General features: G+C 69.8%; 13 protein-coding genes. 6 read left to right on the top strand and 7 right to left on the bottom strand.

All coding sequences use genetic code 11. The features are described 5' to 3' along the window. Window positions 1–108: 108 nt before the first annotated feature. Window positions 109–1,911 (bottom strand): DUF4157 domain-containing protein, encoded by a 1,803-nt coding sequence (locus QBL25_RS41135; protein ID WP_409062085.1) that lies wholly within the window; start codon window positions 1,909–1,911, stop codon window positions 109–111. 348 nt (window positions 1,912–2,259) lie between these two features. On the opposite strand from QBL25_RS41135, the gene QBL25_RS41130 reads away from it, so the two are divergent. After that, window positions 2,260–3,660, top strand: a complete 1,401-nt coding sequence (locus QBL25_RS41130) for a hydrolase (RefSeq protein ID WP_409062084.1) — start codon at window positions 2,260–2,262, stop codon at window positions 3,658–3,660. Window positions 3,661–3,724: 64 nt separating this feature from the next. On the opposite strand, the gene QBL25_RS41125 is transcribed toward QBL25_RS41130, so the two are convergent. From QBL25_RS41125 to QBL25_RS41100, 6 genes are all read right to left on the bottom strand, one after another. Then, on the bottom strand, window positions 3,725–5,818 hold the full coding sequence (locus QBL25_RS41125; protein WP_409062083.1) for an ATP-binding protein: 2,094 nt from the start codon (window positions 5,816–5,818) through the stop codon (window positions 3,725–3,727). Then, on the bottom strand, window positions 5,815–6,519 hold the full coding sequence (locus QBL25_RS41120) for a DUF4255 domain-containing protein (protein WP_409062082.1): 705 nt from the start codon (window positions 6,517–6,519) through the stop codon (window positions 5,815–5,817). The genes QBL25_RS41125 and QBL25_RS41120 overlap by 4 nt, the downstream gene beginning before the upstream one ends. 245 nt (window positions 6,520–6,764) lie before the next feature. Further along, window positions 6,765–7,439 carry a LuxR C-terminal-related transcriptional regulator gene (locus QBL25_RS41115; RefSeq protein ID WP_409062081.1) on the bottom strand — a complete coding sequence of 225 codons (675 nt, stop codon included), beginning with the start codon at window positions 7,437–7,439 and terminating at the stop codon, window positions 6,765–6,767. 162 nt (window positions 7,440–7,601) lie between these two features. After that, window positions 7,602–8,345, bottom strand: coding sequence for an FG-GAP repeat domain-containing protein (locus QBL25_RS41110; protein ID WP_409062080.1), 744 nt, complete (start codon window positions 8,343–8,345; stop codon window positions 7,602–7,604). A gap of 591 nt (window positions 8,346–8,936) precedes the next feature. After that, window positions 8,937–9,464 (bottom strand): IS630 family transposase, encoded by a 528-nt coding sequence (locus QBL25_RS41105; RefSeq protein WP_409054987.1) that lies wholly within the window; start codon window positions 9,462–9,464, stop codon window positions 8,937–8,939. After that, window positions 9,461–10,000, bottom strand: coding sequence for a winged helix-turn-helix domain-containing protein (locus QBL25_RS41100; RefSeq protein WP_409054986.1), 540 nt, complete (start codon window positions 9,998–10,000; stop codon window positions 9,461–9,463). The genes QBL25_RS41105 and QBL25_RS41100 overlap by 4 nt, the downstream gene beginning before the upstream one ends. A gap of 266 nt (window positions 10,001–10,266) precedes the next feature. On the opposite strand from QBL25_RS41100, the gene QBL25_RS41095 reads away from it, so the two are divergent. The 5 genes from QBL25_RS41095 to QBL25_RS41075 all read left to right on the top strand — a co-directional run bounded on the left by QBL25_RS41095 (window position 10,267) and on the right by QBL25_RS41075 (window position 14,005). Then, window positions 10,267–10,410: a hypothetical protein gene (locus tag QBL25_RS41095; protein ID WP_409062079.1), complete on the top strand. Its 144-nt coding sequence runs from the start codon at window positions 10,267–10,269 to the stop codon at window positions 10,408–10,410. A gap of 42 nt (window positions 10,411–10,452) precedes the next feature. Continuing rightward, window positions 10,453–10,815, top strand: a complete 363-nt coding sequence (locus QBL25_RS41090; RefSeq protein WP_409062078.1) for an ANTAR domain-containing protein — start codon at window positions 10,453–10,455, stop codon at window positions 10,813–10,815. Window positions 10,816–11,101: 286 nt separating this feature from the next. Continuing rightward, complete coding sequence (locus QBL25_RS41085; protein ID WP_409062077.1) at window positions 11,102–11,590, top strand: beta-class carbonic anhydrase; 489 nt, start codon at window positions 11,102–11,104, stop codon at window positions 11,588–11,590. 586 nt (window positions 11,591–12,176) lie between these two features. After that, window positions 12,177–13,427 (top strand): XRE family transcriptional regulator, encoded by a 1,251-nt coding sequence (locus QBL25_RS41080; protein WP_409062076.1) that lies wholly within the window; start codon window positions 12,177–12,179, stop codon window positions 13,425–13,427. Then, a complete protein-coding gene (locus QBL25_RS41075) occupies window positions 13,412–14,005 on the top strand; it encodes a GNAT family N-acetyltransferase (protein ID WP_409062075.1) in 594 nt (197 codons plus the stop codon). The genes QBL25_RS41080 and QBL25_RS41075 overlap by 16 nt, the downstream gene beginning before the upstream one ends. The last annotated feature ends 8 nt before the right edge of the window (window positions 14,006–14,013 follow it).

Genomic DNA, 14,013 nt, shown 5'->3' with positions numbered 1-14,013 from the left:
GCGGAGCAGCGGGGGAATGTCCTCGGGTGCCATGACCCGGGCAACGCCGATGCCCGCGAGGGCACTTCGCCGTGCACCGGTCACGAGAATCCGCCGACGCTCGCGGGCTCACCCCCATTCGGAGTTGGCCCATACGTCCTGGATGGTCTCGTGGTTCCTTGCGGACATGCCGCGCAGATCCGCATCACGCTGACGCTTGACGGCTTCGAATACCGCCGGATGCTCCTTTTGGAAGCGCTCGATGGTTTCGTACTGGTCGGCGATTTTGTTGTGCGCCGCCACGCCTCCGGCGACCATCGACAAAGCCCGTCCCGCCGCGCTGACGATCGGGTGCGGGACAGCCGACATGGCCTTGCCGATCCCCATCCCCATCGCCGCGGAGCCCGTGGCGGAGGACAGTGCCTTTTTGGCGTTCTCGGACTTCAGAGCTTCCCAATCATTGCGAAGTCCCTTTCCTTCGCTTTCGCTGGCCCGATTCGCGATTTCCTCCACCACCGAATTTGCTTTCTCCAGATTATTTGCGGTCCAGAGACCCCAACGCACCATTTCTACGGTCTTTTCCGGGGCCTGCGGGCCCCCGGACAGCGCATCCAGGCGGCCGGTGACGGCTCCGCTCACGCCCTCCATGAACCCTGCCGATATCGGATTCTCCGGGGTCCGCTGGGCGAGTTCCGGCCTAACCCTCTGCGACAGAGCGTCGGCCAGCCCCGCGGTGCCGAGACCTACGGCGGGTTGCGCGGCGGGGCGACCGGCACCGGGCCTGGCTGCGGAGAGTCGCTGCAGGAGTTCCGGTGCCATGTCGTAGACCGACATGTTCTTGCTGGGGCCGGTCGGCCCTGCTTCAGCGCGATTCCCGGCTGCCTCCTTGGGGGGGTCGCCGATTTTTTCGCAGATTGCTTCGGCCAGCTTCTTCGCGCCGTCTGCGCTTTTCTCGTACACACGAGCTTCGCTGTCGTTCAGTACCTGGTCGACAGCCGGGACGAGGCGAAACCCCATGACACCTGCCGCGCGCAGCGGAGACAAATGATGACGTGCACTGTAAATGAGTTCAACCGACACCTTGAACTGACGGAGGAACGCCTTTACATCGTCGAAACTATCCAGCGCCTGAGTGGTCGACGTTTCCGGGTCTTTCAAGCTCACCCGTCGCTGGACAGCGGGCGCGGCGAGGGCGTCCCCGTCGTGCGACGCGTGTGCTCCGTGGGCGTGGGCCTCGGCATGCTCCGAGGGCGCGGGGGCGGGCGCACTGCTCAGGGCATGCGCGGTGGCCTCCGCCGCCTTCTCATGCTTGTCGTCGGGGTGGCTGACCTTGATACCGCTGCGTTGAACGGTTCCCTCGACGTCTCCACTCCGCTGCTGCTTGACGTGCTCGAGCTCGTGGATCATCGTGTGCCGGTCCAACGGTCGGTCGCCGACGACGATGTGCTCGCCCGCGGTGAGGGCATGCGCGCCCATCATCTTGGCGGACTCCGCCGCCGCCGCGTCGTCATGCATGCGCACGGTGGAGAAGTTCGAACCCATCAACGCGCCCAACTCGCTGGCGACTTGGGGTTCCAGCGGCCGTCCCGGGCTCTTGAGGACCTTGTCCAGACTCTCCCGCTGCATGCCGGCCTCCTCCGCCTTCGCCTGCTGCATCTCTGCCTCCGGCCCGGCGAATTCATTGCTGACGGCAACCCGCCGCTGCACGGTGGCCGGCCCGTCGCTGCGGTGACCGCAGTCAGGACCGTGCTGGTGCTGGTCCTGCGCCCAGGGATGACCAGCGTTGCGCAGCATCTGGACCACGGCCGCGTTGCCTGCCGACGCCTGGGCTGCCGCCAGGCCTTGAGGGCCGGCCCTACGGCTTGTCGAACGCTGACGCTGCTGCCGGCTGACGCTGCCTTCGTTGTTCTTTTCGCCGGATTGATCGCGCACAAATGTCTCTCTTTCTTGCCTATGGGTAGGGAGGTAGGGGTGCAGCGGCGTGAAGGTGGGGCACGTCCGGGATACTCGCCGCAACACGCTCGGCGCCAGGGACGGAGGGGCAGGGTGGGTGGCGTGATCGGGCAGAGTTCGGAGGCGTCGCGGCCGTTCGCCGTTCGTGTCCGACGCTCGTGGGGCGGGGCTTGGGTGCGGTCACCGGCCCGATGCGCCCAGGAGCGGTGCCTGCGGGCTTCACGCTGATCCGTCCGGGACCGCAGGACATCGCTGCTGCCCCTCCAGGCAGCCAGGTATGCCCGGCGGACTCCTGACGTCCCGCGCTGCTTCTCCTAGCGTCGGGGCGTGAGCCTATGGACTTCTCTGGAACCCGCTTCCGCGACCGTCGATCCCGGCAGCAGCACCACCGTGCGGCTGAAGGTGCGTAACACCGGTGACATCGTCGACGAGTACCGCTTCGAACCGGTCGGTGATCTGTCGCCCTGGACCACGGTGGAGCCGCCCTCGCTGCGGCTCTACCCGGGTACGACCGGCACGGTGGAGCTGACGTTCGCCCCGCCGCGCACGCCCGACGCGACCGCGGGACCTCATCCGTACGCGGTGCGGATCACGCCCACCGAGCACCCGGACGCCGTGACCGTGCCCGAGGGCAACCTCACCATCACCCCCTTCACCGAGGTGCGCGCCGAGCTGGTGCCACCGACGGTGAAGGGACGCTTGCGGGGGCGGCCGCGGCTCGCGGTGGACAACCTGGGCAACACCAAGGTCACCGCCTCGCTCAGCGGCAGCGACACCGGTGACCGCCTCTCGTACGACCTGCAGCCCAGCAACATCCAGATCGAGCCGGGCCGGGCCGCGTTCGTGAAGACCACGCTGCGCCCCCGGCAGATCACCTGGTTCGGTTCCAAGCAGGAACAGCCCTACACGCTGGCCGTACGGCGCTCGGGCACCGAGCCGATGGACGTGGACGGCACCTTCGTGCAGCGCGGGTTCCTGCCCGGCTGGCTGGCCACCACCTTCGCCCTGCTGCTCGCGCTCGCCATCGCTTTCGTCGTGATCTGGCTGTCGTACAAGCCGCAGGTGAAGAGCGTGGCGCGGGAGAAGCCCGTGGAGGCCGGGAAGATCGCGCCGTCCAGTCCGCCCCCGCCGATCAGCAGTGCGCCGCCTTCTCCCGAGGCGAAGCCGGAGGACGACGAGAAGAAGGAGCCCGAGGGCGATGGCTCGGGCGGTGGCGGCGGGGGCGGCGGAGGCGGCGGCGACAAGCCCCCGAAGCCCAAGAAGGCGACCGCGGCCGACGCGGTGCGCAAACTCGCCGAACGCAGCGAGGGCCGGCACGTCTGCTACCGCGCTTTCGTCGCGGGCAAGGGCTGGCAGGACCCGGTGTGCGACGGGAGCGAGGCCGGCACGGTCGGCAAGGGCACGCCCATCAAGGCGCTGAACATCGCGGTGGTCAACACCAAGGGCGTCAGGGGCACCGGCGCCTGGGTCGGCGAGGGGTGGCGCAAGGAGATCCCCTGGTCGGACGCGGAAGACGGCAAGAACCTGTACTTCGGCAGTTCAAAGAGCGCCGATCCCGCTCTGGAGGGCTACACCTTCCAGGTCCTCGACGGCGTCGTGTGCAGCGACGCCCGGGTGAAGGGCGGCCAGTGGATGGGCCGGGTGTGCACCGACCCGGGCGGGTGGAAGTACCACGGCAGCCCCATCGAGCAGTACAAGCAGCTGGAGGCGGTCCGCTTCACCGTGTGACGGCGTGTGCCGGCCCCCTTGGGCCACCGGGCTCCGGTCAGCGCCGGCGCTCGGTGGCCCGCGGTCACCAGTTGGCCTCGCCCGGGACGAGTCGGCCCGCCTTGCGGTATTCGCGGCGGGCCCCTTCCAGGAGGTCGCCCGCCGCGACCGGCTCGTCCCGCCCGGCCGCCAGGTAGGCGGCGGTGACCACCGCGCTGCGGATGGAGCCGCCCGCCAGCTCGAAGTCGCGGGCGAGCGGGCCCAGTTCGATGCCTTCGGCATGGGGGACGTGCGCCAGGCCGTGGTGCCACAGCGCCAGGCGCTGGTCCGCCTCGGGGAAGGGGAAGTCGACCACCAGGTCCAGGCGGCGGGTGAACGCGTCGTCGATGTTGGCGCGCAGGTTGGTGGTCAGCAGCGCGATGCCGTCGAAGGACTCCAGGCGCTGCAGCAGGTAGGCGCTCTCCATGTTGGCGTACCGGTCGTGGGAGTCCTTGACCTCGGAGCGCTTGCCGAAGACGGCGTCGGCCTCGTCGAAGAGGAGTACGGCGTCCGTGCGGTCGGCCTCCGTGAAGATCCGCTCCAGGTTCTTCTCGGTCTCCCCCACGTACTTGTCCACGATCGAGGAGAGCTGGACCACGTACAGGTCCACGCCCAGATCGGCGGCGACCACCTCGGCGGACAGCGTCTTGCCGGTGCCGGACTCCCCCGCGAAGAGTCCAAGGACCCCGCGGCCGCGTCCGCCGCCCGCGCTGAGCCGCCAGTCGCCCAGGACGCGGTCGCGGTGGCGGGCACGCAGGGCGAGTTCCTGGAGCTGGGCTAGGGGCGCGGCGGGCAGGACCAGGTCCTGCCAGGTCACGTCGGGCCGGATCCGGCGGGCGTGCTGTTCGAGGCCGGAGGCCGACTGCTGCCGGGCGGCGAGCCGCACGTGGGCGGCGGAGAGCGGGGCCCCGTCGAAGGCGGCGAGCGTCACGGCGGCTTGTGCGGCGCGCCCGATGCGCTCGGCGCCCAGGTGGTAGGGGGCCACGGTGGCGGCCAGGTCGAAGCCGTCGGCCGCCGCGCCCAGCGCGCTGTGCCAGGTGGCCGTGCCGCCCGCGGGGAGGCGGGGGGCTTGGAGCACCAGCGGATCGTGGGCGGACCACTGCGGATCGTACGGGCGCGGGTCGGCGAGCAGCACGGTGACGTCGGTGGCGGCGGCCAGTTGGGCGACCAGGGGGCCCGGTGGGTCGGGCAGGCCCGACACGACCACGGCCCGACCGGTCAGGCGTGCCTCACGCAACAACTCGGGCAGCTGGTCCGCGGAACCGGAGAAGCGCAGGGCGCCGAGGCCCGCCGCGTCCAGAGCGGAGGCGAGGGCGGCCAGGGCGTCGCCCTCCCGGTGCTCCTGTAGATAGGCGGTGCAGGGCCCCGCCCCGAGCCGGGCGGCGAGCCGTCGCACGAAGGTCTCGTCGTGCGCGGCGCCGTGCTGCGGGACCGGCATCGGCTGCAACAGGTCCAACAGCGCGGCATCGGGGGTGGCATCACCCAGCAGATGGGCGGTGACCCGGTCGGGCACGCGCAAAGAGCGGGTGAGCAGCGGCCGTTCGGCGTCCTCTACCTCCAGCAGACCCAGCGAGCGCAGGGGCGCCGAGAGGTGGAAGCGGGCGCGAGCGTCGGGCAGGTGTGCAGGGATCCCGCACAGTTCCAGGGCGAGCGTCACGGTGGCGCGGCGGCGGCTCACGTCGTCGTTGAGGTAGCCGTACAGCGGCTCGAAGGTGCGGTCGAGGTCGGGGGCGAGAGCGATGAGCAGGACGGCCGCGTCCAACTCGGTCAGGCCCAGCCGGGCGGCGATGCCGGGCAGGCGGTCGTCGGGGTCGCCGGAGCCCCGGCCGTGTGCTGCCGACGCCCCCGGCGGCCGGATGTCCGCCTCCGTCGGGATGTCCGCCTCGGGGGCGGTGTCCACCTCGGGCGCCGTACGTGGCCAGGCGTGCAGCAGATGACGTACGGCCTGCTCGGACAGGTACAGGCCGCGCAGGGGGTCGTCCGCGGTGGGGTCGCCGGCGGAGCGGGCCTCGACGAGGGCGGTCACCGTGTGCCGCAGCGCGCCCAGTCGTTCGAGAAGGTGGCGCGCGGGTCCTGCGGCGGCCGGTTCCTGCGGGCGAGGGGCGGTCGGCGCGTGGCCATCCAGGGCGGGGATGCTCATGACTGCTGCCTGCGGCGGGCTGCCGCCTGCTCGCGGGCGGTGCGGGCTGCCGACTGCTCACGAGTGGCACGGGCCGCCGCCACCTGGCGGGGACGGTGGGAACGGTCCTCCGACCGGGGCGGGCCGCCGTCGGCGGCGCGCAGCCGGACCGTGGCGCCTTCGGTGACCGGCGGTCCCGCGTCGTAGTCGGGGTGCGCCGGGAAGGGCACGGTCACCGCCACGTCCAGCGAGGGTTTGAGCTCTCCGCCCAGGGCCGACCAGATGTCCGCGAGGGATCTGGCTTCCGACCGGCTGCCGGAGACCGCCACCGGAACCGAGAGGCCCAGGCGCCCCAGCGCGTCCGGGAGCGCCTGGGGGGACAACAGCTCGTGCGGCAGCAACGTCGCCAGCACCGCGGACAGCAGACGGTGCTCGTCCTGCGGCGTCTTCGTCCAGGCCGTCACCAGATACGAGAGCCGGAACCAACGCGGGGGACGCCGGCGGCGGACGACGACGTCCCGTTCGTCGCGCAGTCCGGTATGGCCGCGCTGGCGCAGGGAGACGTCCTCCCGGATGTCGTACAAGTACGCGTTGACCACGGGCGCGTTGCGCCGGGCCGCCCAGTCGCGGGTCGGCACGTCGAAGGACACGTCGATGCCGGACCCGGACAGCGCCCCGCCCCCGATGAGGCCCTTGAGCACCTCGTCCACCTCATGGATCACCCTTGCGCTCCCACCTGCGGTTCGCTGCCTTGCCGGCCGAGGACGGCCCCATCGATCGTGCCCGTAGGGGCGGCGGGCGTGCAGGTCCGTCGGGGATGACGCGGGGGCAGCGTGCGCTGCCCCAAGAGGCCGCCAGGGGCGCCCGTCCGATGGCCGTCCCGGGAATCCGGCCGACGGCCGTCTCGGGAATCCGTCCGACGGCCGTTTCGGGAATCCGCCCGATGGCCGTCCGGGAATCCGGCCGATCAGATGTAGCCCTCGCGCAGGGCGTAGGCGACCACGTGCGCGCGGTTGCGCAGGTTCAGGCGTGTGGTCAGGCCGTGCATGACGTTCTTGACGGTCCGTTCGGAGTACGAGAGCTTCAGGGCGATCTCCGAGGTGTCGAACCCCTCGGCCACCAGCGCCACGACGTCCACTTCCCGCTTGGTGAAGCCCCGGAAACCTCCCGACAGTTCGCTGCCGCCCCGGCTCAAGCGGCCCACCTGTCCGATGAGTTGCCCCAGCAGGTCCGCCGGCAGGTCGCCTCCTCCCCTGGCCGTCGTCAGCACCGCCTGGACCAGCCGCTGCGCGGTTGCCTCATGACGCCAGACGATGGCGCCCACACCGCACTCGATGACCGCGAGGAGTTCGCGTTCGTGGATCGATCCCGCGACGAGCACCGCGCGCGCTCCCTCGACGCGTACCGCGCGCCTCAGCCGGGCCAGCGCGGCCTCGTCAAGGGTCTCCTCGATGAGCAACGCCACCGTGGCGGGGCCCGAGTCCATTTCCAGTTGGACCTCGGGGTGCCGACGCAACTGACTGAAGACTCCCTCGCGGCTGATGGGATCGGGGGCGCTGACGGCGACCCGCACCCTATTGGTCGTCGGTAAAGCTGTCGGCGAAGCGGAAGAGACCGGAGTATCCGGGGTCGAACTGGACACGCGAATTTCCTTACTTGTGGGGCCGCGGGGGGTGCCAGGGCACCTCCGCAGTCAGCCGATCGGCCGGAATCTTGGGAGGCGGCGGACCGGAGGGGTGCCTTGAGGGACGGCCGGGACCACCACGGGTGCGCCAAGTGGCGGACCGGCGGCGCCCGGTCGCGGTCAGGAACAGTTCTTGTAGAAGTGCTTCCAGCCGTCGGTGGGCATGGCCGGCGGCTCGGCCGGGGTCCCGGTCTGGCCGTACTTCTGCTGTAGGTCGTAGTCATACGCGCCGGGTCCGCCGCCGGGTTCGGTCAGACGGATGGAGCGCTCCCACACGCCGTCGCCCGCGTTGTTCAGGACGGCCAGGTCCGGGTAGCCGTCGCCGCCGTAGTCGGCGACGCGGAGCTGCTTGGCCTCGCCCTGCTCGCCGATGTCGGAGTGCCGGGCGCCGGCCGAGCCCAGGTTCGACCGCTTGAGCGGGCCGGGGCGGAATTCCGCGACTCGTGCGGGGTTGGGGTCGTCCGCGCCGGAGGGTGTGACGAGGTTGACGACCATGTCCAGGGTGCCGTCGTTCTGGAAGTCGGCGACCGCGGCGGTGGCGACTTCGCCCGGCTTCGCGCCGAGGAGCGTGGCCACGTTCTTCTTGCTGCCGAAGGAGCCGTCGACGGCTCCCCACTGCACCGTCATCTTGGTGCCGGTGTGCCCGGGGTTGATGATCTTGTCCGGGCGGCCGTCACCGTCGAGGTCACCGATCAGCGTCGTGGCGCCGGACAGGCAGGGGGCCGCCCCGGCGGCCTTGCCGGACCGTGCCGCGCCTCCCTCGTCCGGCGACCCGGCCGCGTTGGCCTGGTACCCGGCAGCGGTCAGGGCGAGGGCCACCGCCGCGACCGGGGCGGCGAGCAGGCGTGAACGCTTGCGAATCATGTGCGAACTCCTCTTGTCATAGATGCGGCAGAAGGCCCGACGAGGATGGGCGAGGGCCGGCTCCACGGCACGCCCGCCCGCGGAGGTGGGCGCGCCGTCATGAACGCGCAGTGCTCCGCGCGCTGCGGGGCGCCGGAAGATCTCCCGGATGCGCACCCCCCGAGCTTGCGGGGCGATCCCTCCAGACCGCCACAACATCCGGGCAATCAGGGACGCTGGAACGCAAGAAGACCCTCTGAGCAGGCAGAACGCACGCTGCCTGGAACGCCGGGCTGGGACGCGCCCGACCTTTGGCAGCCACAGAGAGATGCGAAAAACACCTGCGGCGGGGTGCCCGGCCCTCCCACGTCACCGCGCTTGCAAGCCCCCGAACGCGAGACTGGCGGCAGCGGTCGGGACCGCGGCAGCAGCGCGTGCGGAGCGACGACGCACCACACGGGCAGTGGTGTTGGAGCGCATGGCAGATCCCCCCGATGGACAGCGGGTGGCGTTCCCTCGCCGGAACACCCCCCACTCTGATCGGGACCGCTAACGCAAAGCTCCCACCCCGCTAACATCCGCCTACTGACCTTTCCGATGAGTTGTCGGAGGTTACGTCGTGATCGACAGACCGGTGCTGTCCAGGCATCCGTCGATGAGGGGCGGTGTGTACTGGATGCGTCTCAGGCCGCTGCGGATGGTCTGGACGAGGTGGTCCCGGCTGGCGAAGACGGTGTTGGCTGTCACGGCCCGCCGCAGAAGAGACCAGATCCCTTCTACTGGGTTCAAGTCCGGTGCGTACGACGGGAGCTGGATGATGCTCAGCCAGTCGTGCTCGGCTGCGTAGTCGCGGATTGCGGCACTGCGGTGGACGTTGAGATTGTCCCAGATCACGACGATGGGGCCGCCGAGTTGGAGATGAGCGCGCACGAGCAGGTCACGGTAGTTCTGCCAGGTGAAGCCTCGTTGAGCGCCCAGGTGGTGGCCCTGGATCCGTGGCCGGTAGATGAGCCGGCTGCGTTCGCCGGGTTTGTAGCAGGCGAGTGCGGCCAGGGTCACTCGGCCGCGGGAGGCGCCATTGAACCGGACCACCGGGGTCTTCCCCTTCGGCGCCCAGGTGCGTCCACGATGCGACGTCATCGTGACAGCGGCTTCGTCCTCGAAGACGAGCCAGGCCCCGAGCGCCGCCGCGGTGGCTTTGCCGATGGCCAGGTCTCCTTCACCCAGCCTGCAACGGCTGCCTCGTCCCGTTCCACTGCCCGACGCCCGGGCTGCTGGCAGGACCAGCCGTGACGCCGCAGTAACTCCCAGACTCCGCGGACGGACAGGCTCACACCCAGCTTTTCGGCGATGAGGGCCTGCACCCGGGACAGTGTCCATCGCTCGTTCGGCCACCCGTGGAACACCGATCCCCGCAGCAGCTCTTCCTCCAGCTCAGCGAACTTCTCAAGGCTCACCTTCGGGCTCTTGGCCGGTCCCGAACAGCGCAGGCCAGCGGTGCCGTTCTCCCTCCATGCCCGCCGCCACCGCTCAACCGAACGGACACTCACGCGAAGGCCCTTCGCGATCACCGAGTTCCTCTCACCCTGCTCAAAACCCTCTGCCGCCAGCATCCGTATCCGTTCCCGGGCAGCTTGTTCATGAGTCCTGAGCCCACCTCCTTGCGCATACCGCATATCACCGGGATAGCGCGAAGCACCGTCAGCGTCACCCCCGACAACTCATCGGAAAGGTCAGTAACGCGCGCGAGAGCAGCGCCGAGCCGCCTCTCTGCCGTGTGCGCGGGAGGGGCCGCGTTCTCCGTGGCGGGATGGGAGCGGCGCGGACCGGGGGACGCGGTCGTCGCCACTTGATGATCGCCACCCGTAGTGGCACAACGTCGCACAGGCGCTCGCCCGCGAAGGCCTGCCATAAACGGACGGGGTTCGGGCAGCCACACAGCATGGCAGTCGACGTGCACGTTCTGCGCAGACAACTGGACACCACGCACCATCAGTCCCGCGCCCTGGTGGCGAGGGCCCGTCAAGCCGCGACCGCGAGTCAGCTGAGCCGCAAGCTCAGCCGTGAACGGCGTTTCGAGCGGTAGTCATCGCCCTGCCCGTCCGGCCAGGCGCCGGCACGACCTCTCATGTCGCCGCCTCCGGATGCGGAACAGCATGGGGCAGCTGTCCTCTCCCCTCTGGCGGCGGATGTGGAGGAATTACGGCGAGAGAACACGCAGTTGCGTCAGGCGCTTGTCACCCGGTCGACGGTGGACCAGGCCCGCGGCGTGCTGATGGCGGTGGGATCTTGCGGAGCCGACCGTGCTTGGGAAGTCCTGGTGGACACGCCCCACCAGCGCACCAACATCAAGCTGCGGCACATCGCAGAAAAGATCGTGGCCAGTACCGACGGCGGAGAGATCCCCGCGGCCGTAGGAGCAGCATTGAAGCGGTCGCTGGCCCGCCAGTCCTCCTCGCTGCGGGCGCCCGCGTCCTCCGACCGGGCCTGAGGCCGATTCCTCGCAATGCCCGTACGCAGACGGCCTGTTCCGGCACCCCGTCACCCGGCGCCGCCCCGAACAGAGGTCTCATTGCCAATCGGATGGGACGAGCGTTAACTGGATCCGTGTCCTCCCCCCATGGCGCCCTGGAATACTTCTGGCCTTCCCGGCGCGCCTATCTGTTCGATCTGTTCTGTCGGTAGGCGACTTGCGCGTACCTGGCACGAGGCGTCCTGCGCCCGTGCTGTCGCGCACTCCCAGCACGCCCGCGACGACACACGAACAGAGGATCACCATGTCTGTGACCGATGAACTGCTGGCCAACAACGCGTTGTACGCGAAGTCCTTCTCAGGACCGCTGCCGCTGCCGCCCGCCAAGCATGTGGCCGTCCTGGCCTGCATGGACGCCCGCCTCAACGTCTATGCCCTGCTCGGCCTGCACGAGGGCGAGGCGCACGTCGTACGCAACGCGGGCGGCGTCGTCACGCATGACGAGATCCGCTCGCTCGCCATCAGCCAGCGCCTGCTCGGCACCACCGAGATCATCCTGATCCATCACACGGACTGCGGGATGCTCACCTTCACCGACGACGGCTTCAAGGACGATCTCCAACGTGAGACGGGGATCCGCCCGCCCTGGGCAGCAGAAGCCTTCACGGACCTGACCACGGATGTGCGGCAGTCCATCGCCAGGATCAAGGCCGACCCGTTCATCCTGCACAAGGACGCCGTACGAGGATTCATCTTCGACGTAGCCAACGGCAAACTCAACGAAGTGATCTGAGAACCCCACGTCCCGACTCCCACCCGGCACAGGACATGAACAGCCTGTCCGGGCAGCCTTTGTGCTCGGGGACACAGGGGGCACAACGCTTCGTGCGAAGCAACGGGCGCCGGCCGGGCCGGCGTCCCACTCGCGGCTCCCCGCCCGGCGCCGCCGGGCCCGCGCAGGATTCGGCCGTCCGTCGTGGATCTGGGCCAGGACGGCCCGGCAGCGGGGTGCCTATTCGACTTCGCCGCGTACCCGCCGTTTGAGCTCCAGTTGGGCCCAGACGCGTTTTCCGCGTCGGCCGTGGGGTCCCAGGAGGGTGGTGTCCCAGTGCTGGCTGAGCGCGTCCACCAACAGCAGTCCGCGGCCGTGCAGGCCCGCGGTGTGCGGGGCGCCCAGGTGCGGCAGGTCGCGTGAGGTGTCGACGACGGCGACCAGCAGCCGGGCGAGCCGCGGCAGTGCGTGAGCAGTTCAACGGGCGCTGGATGGCAGGTGGGAGGAAAAGCGCAGGCACGGCCGTGCGCAGGTGAGCGGAAATTTCCGGGTCCTTGCTCCCGGCGAGAGGCTGCACGTCCCATCGTGTGGTGGCTACGGTGAGTGGGTGACCGGAAATTTCCTCCTGCGGCTCAAGATCGATCAAGCCGGTTTCACACAGAGCGAGTTGGTCGACGCGCTCAATGCCGAACTGCGTGCGGCGGGCGAGCGTGACAGCGTCGGCGATCGCACGGTCCGCACCTGGCTGACCGGAGAATCGGCCTGGCCGCACCGGGCGAAACGCGCGGCACTGACGGCAGTATTCGGGTGCACCGTCCAGGAGCTGGGATTCGTGGACCCGGCCGCGCCCGCACCACCGCAGGAGGACCCCGACGTGATCCGCCGTACGTTCCTCAACGTATCCGCCGGTGTCGTGGCCGCCCCCTTGATCGGGTCGCGACCGTTCAGGGTCGGGACCTCCGACGTCGCGCGGCTGCGCACCGGCCTGCAGAAACTGACGGATCTCGATGACCGGCGTGGCGGCCATGCAGAGCTGGAGAAGAGCGCACTGGCCGGGGCTCGAGAGGCCGTCACCCTGCAAAACCAGGCGGCATCCCAGCGCGTACGGCTGCGCCTGTTCAGTGTGGCCGCCGATTTCGTCGCTACCGCCGCTTGGTCGTGCATCGACGCACGGCAGCTCGAGCGCGCTCATGGCCACCTGAACGAAGCGCTGCGGTTGGCAGGGATGGGGCAAGACCCGGCGGCACAGCTGCGCGTATGGAATTCCTCCGCGATGCTCGCCCATCAGCGAGGTGAACACGGGGAGGCCGTCGCAGCAGGACAGGCAGCGCAGTCCGTCGGCGTGACCCGCAGCGACCCGCTCTTTGCCTCGCTGGCCCACGCCCGCACCGGCTGCGGCCACGCCAACCGCGGGGATCGCCAAGCGGCCCTGCGCTCGATCGGGTACGCCGAAGAGGCCCTGACCAAAGCCCACGACCGCCCCCGCCCACCCTGGGTCTCCTTCTACGGCCCCGCCGAGCTGCACGCCCTGAGCGCCGTCGTCCGGGACCGCATCGGAGAGCACGCCGCCGCGGAGGCCGCGTCCTACCGCGCCTTGGCGGTCCTGCCCGCACACTTCCGCCGCAACCGCGCCCTCATCACCTGCCGTCTTGCCCTCGCTCAACTCCACCAAGGCGATGCCGACCAGGCTTGTGCCACGAGCGAGGAGGTCTTCGCATTCATGTCCGGGGCGCCGATCCCGGCTCGTATGCGTGTACTCCTGGGAGATTTCTACCGCGAGCTGCTCACCCTCGCGCCCACGGCGACGATGGCCAGAGAGTGGGGCGACCGTTATCGCACCGAATGGAGCCCTACGTGACCACGGAGACAGAGCTTCGGCAGTTCGCGCACGAGGATCTGGACGCGATCCGCGACACTCTGCTGGCGGTCCACCAGGACGCCTACGCAGCCCAGATGGACGATGAATTCCATCAGCGCTTCGCCTGGTTCGTCGACCACTGGGGCGGCAATCCTGGCTTCTCCTGCGTGATCGCCTACCACGGCGACGAGCCGATCGGATTCGCCTACGGAGCTCCGGCAGCACCGGGCCGCGAATGGTGGCGCGAACACCTTGATCCCGCACCGGCGGAGCCGGAGACGTTCGCCGTGTCCGAGCTGATGGTCAAGGTGGATCACCGCAAACAGGGCCTGTCCCAACGGCTCCACGGCGCGCTGCTGGGAAAGCGCGGCGAGGCCCTGGCGGTACTGCTGGTCGACACCACCCACCCCAAGGTCCAGGCGCTGTACGAGGCATGGGGATACCGCAAGGTCGGCGAACGCCGGCCCTTTCCCGACTCCCCGCTGTACGCCGTGATGCTCCTGAGTCTCAGGGGCTTCCAAGGGAAGCGGAAGCGGTCGGCAGGTGCCGGTGGGGGCTCGGCCGCGTCCGGCATGTGAACCTTCTC

The organism is Streptomyces sp. SYP-A7185 (assembly GCF_046103685.1).
GTDB lineage: Bacteria > Actinomycetota > Actinomycetes > Streptomycetales > Streptomycetaceae > Streptomyces.
This window is presented reverse-complemented; position numbering and strand designations above follow the sequence as displayed.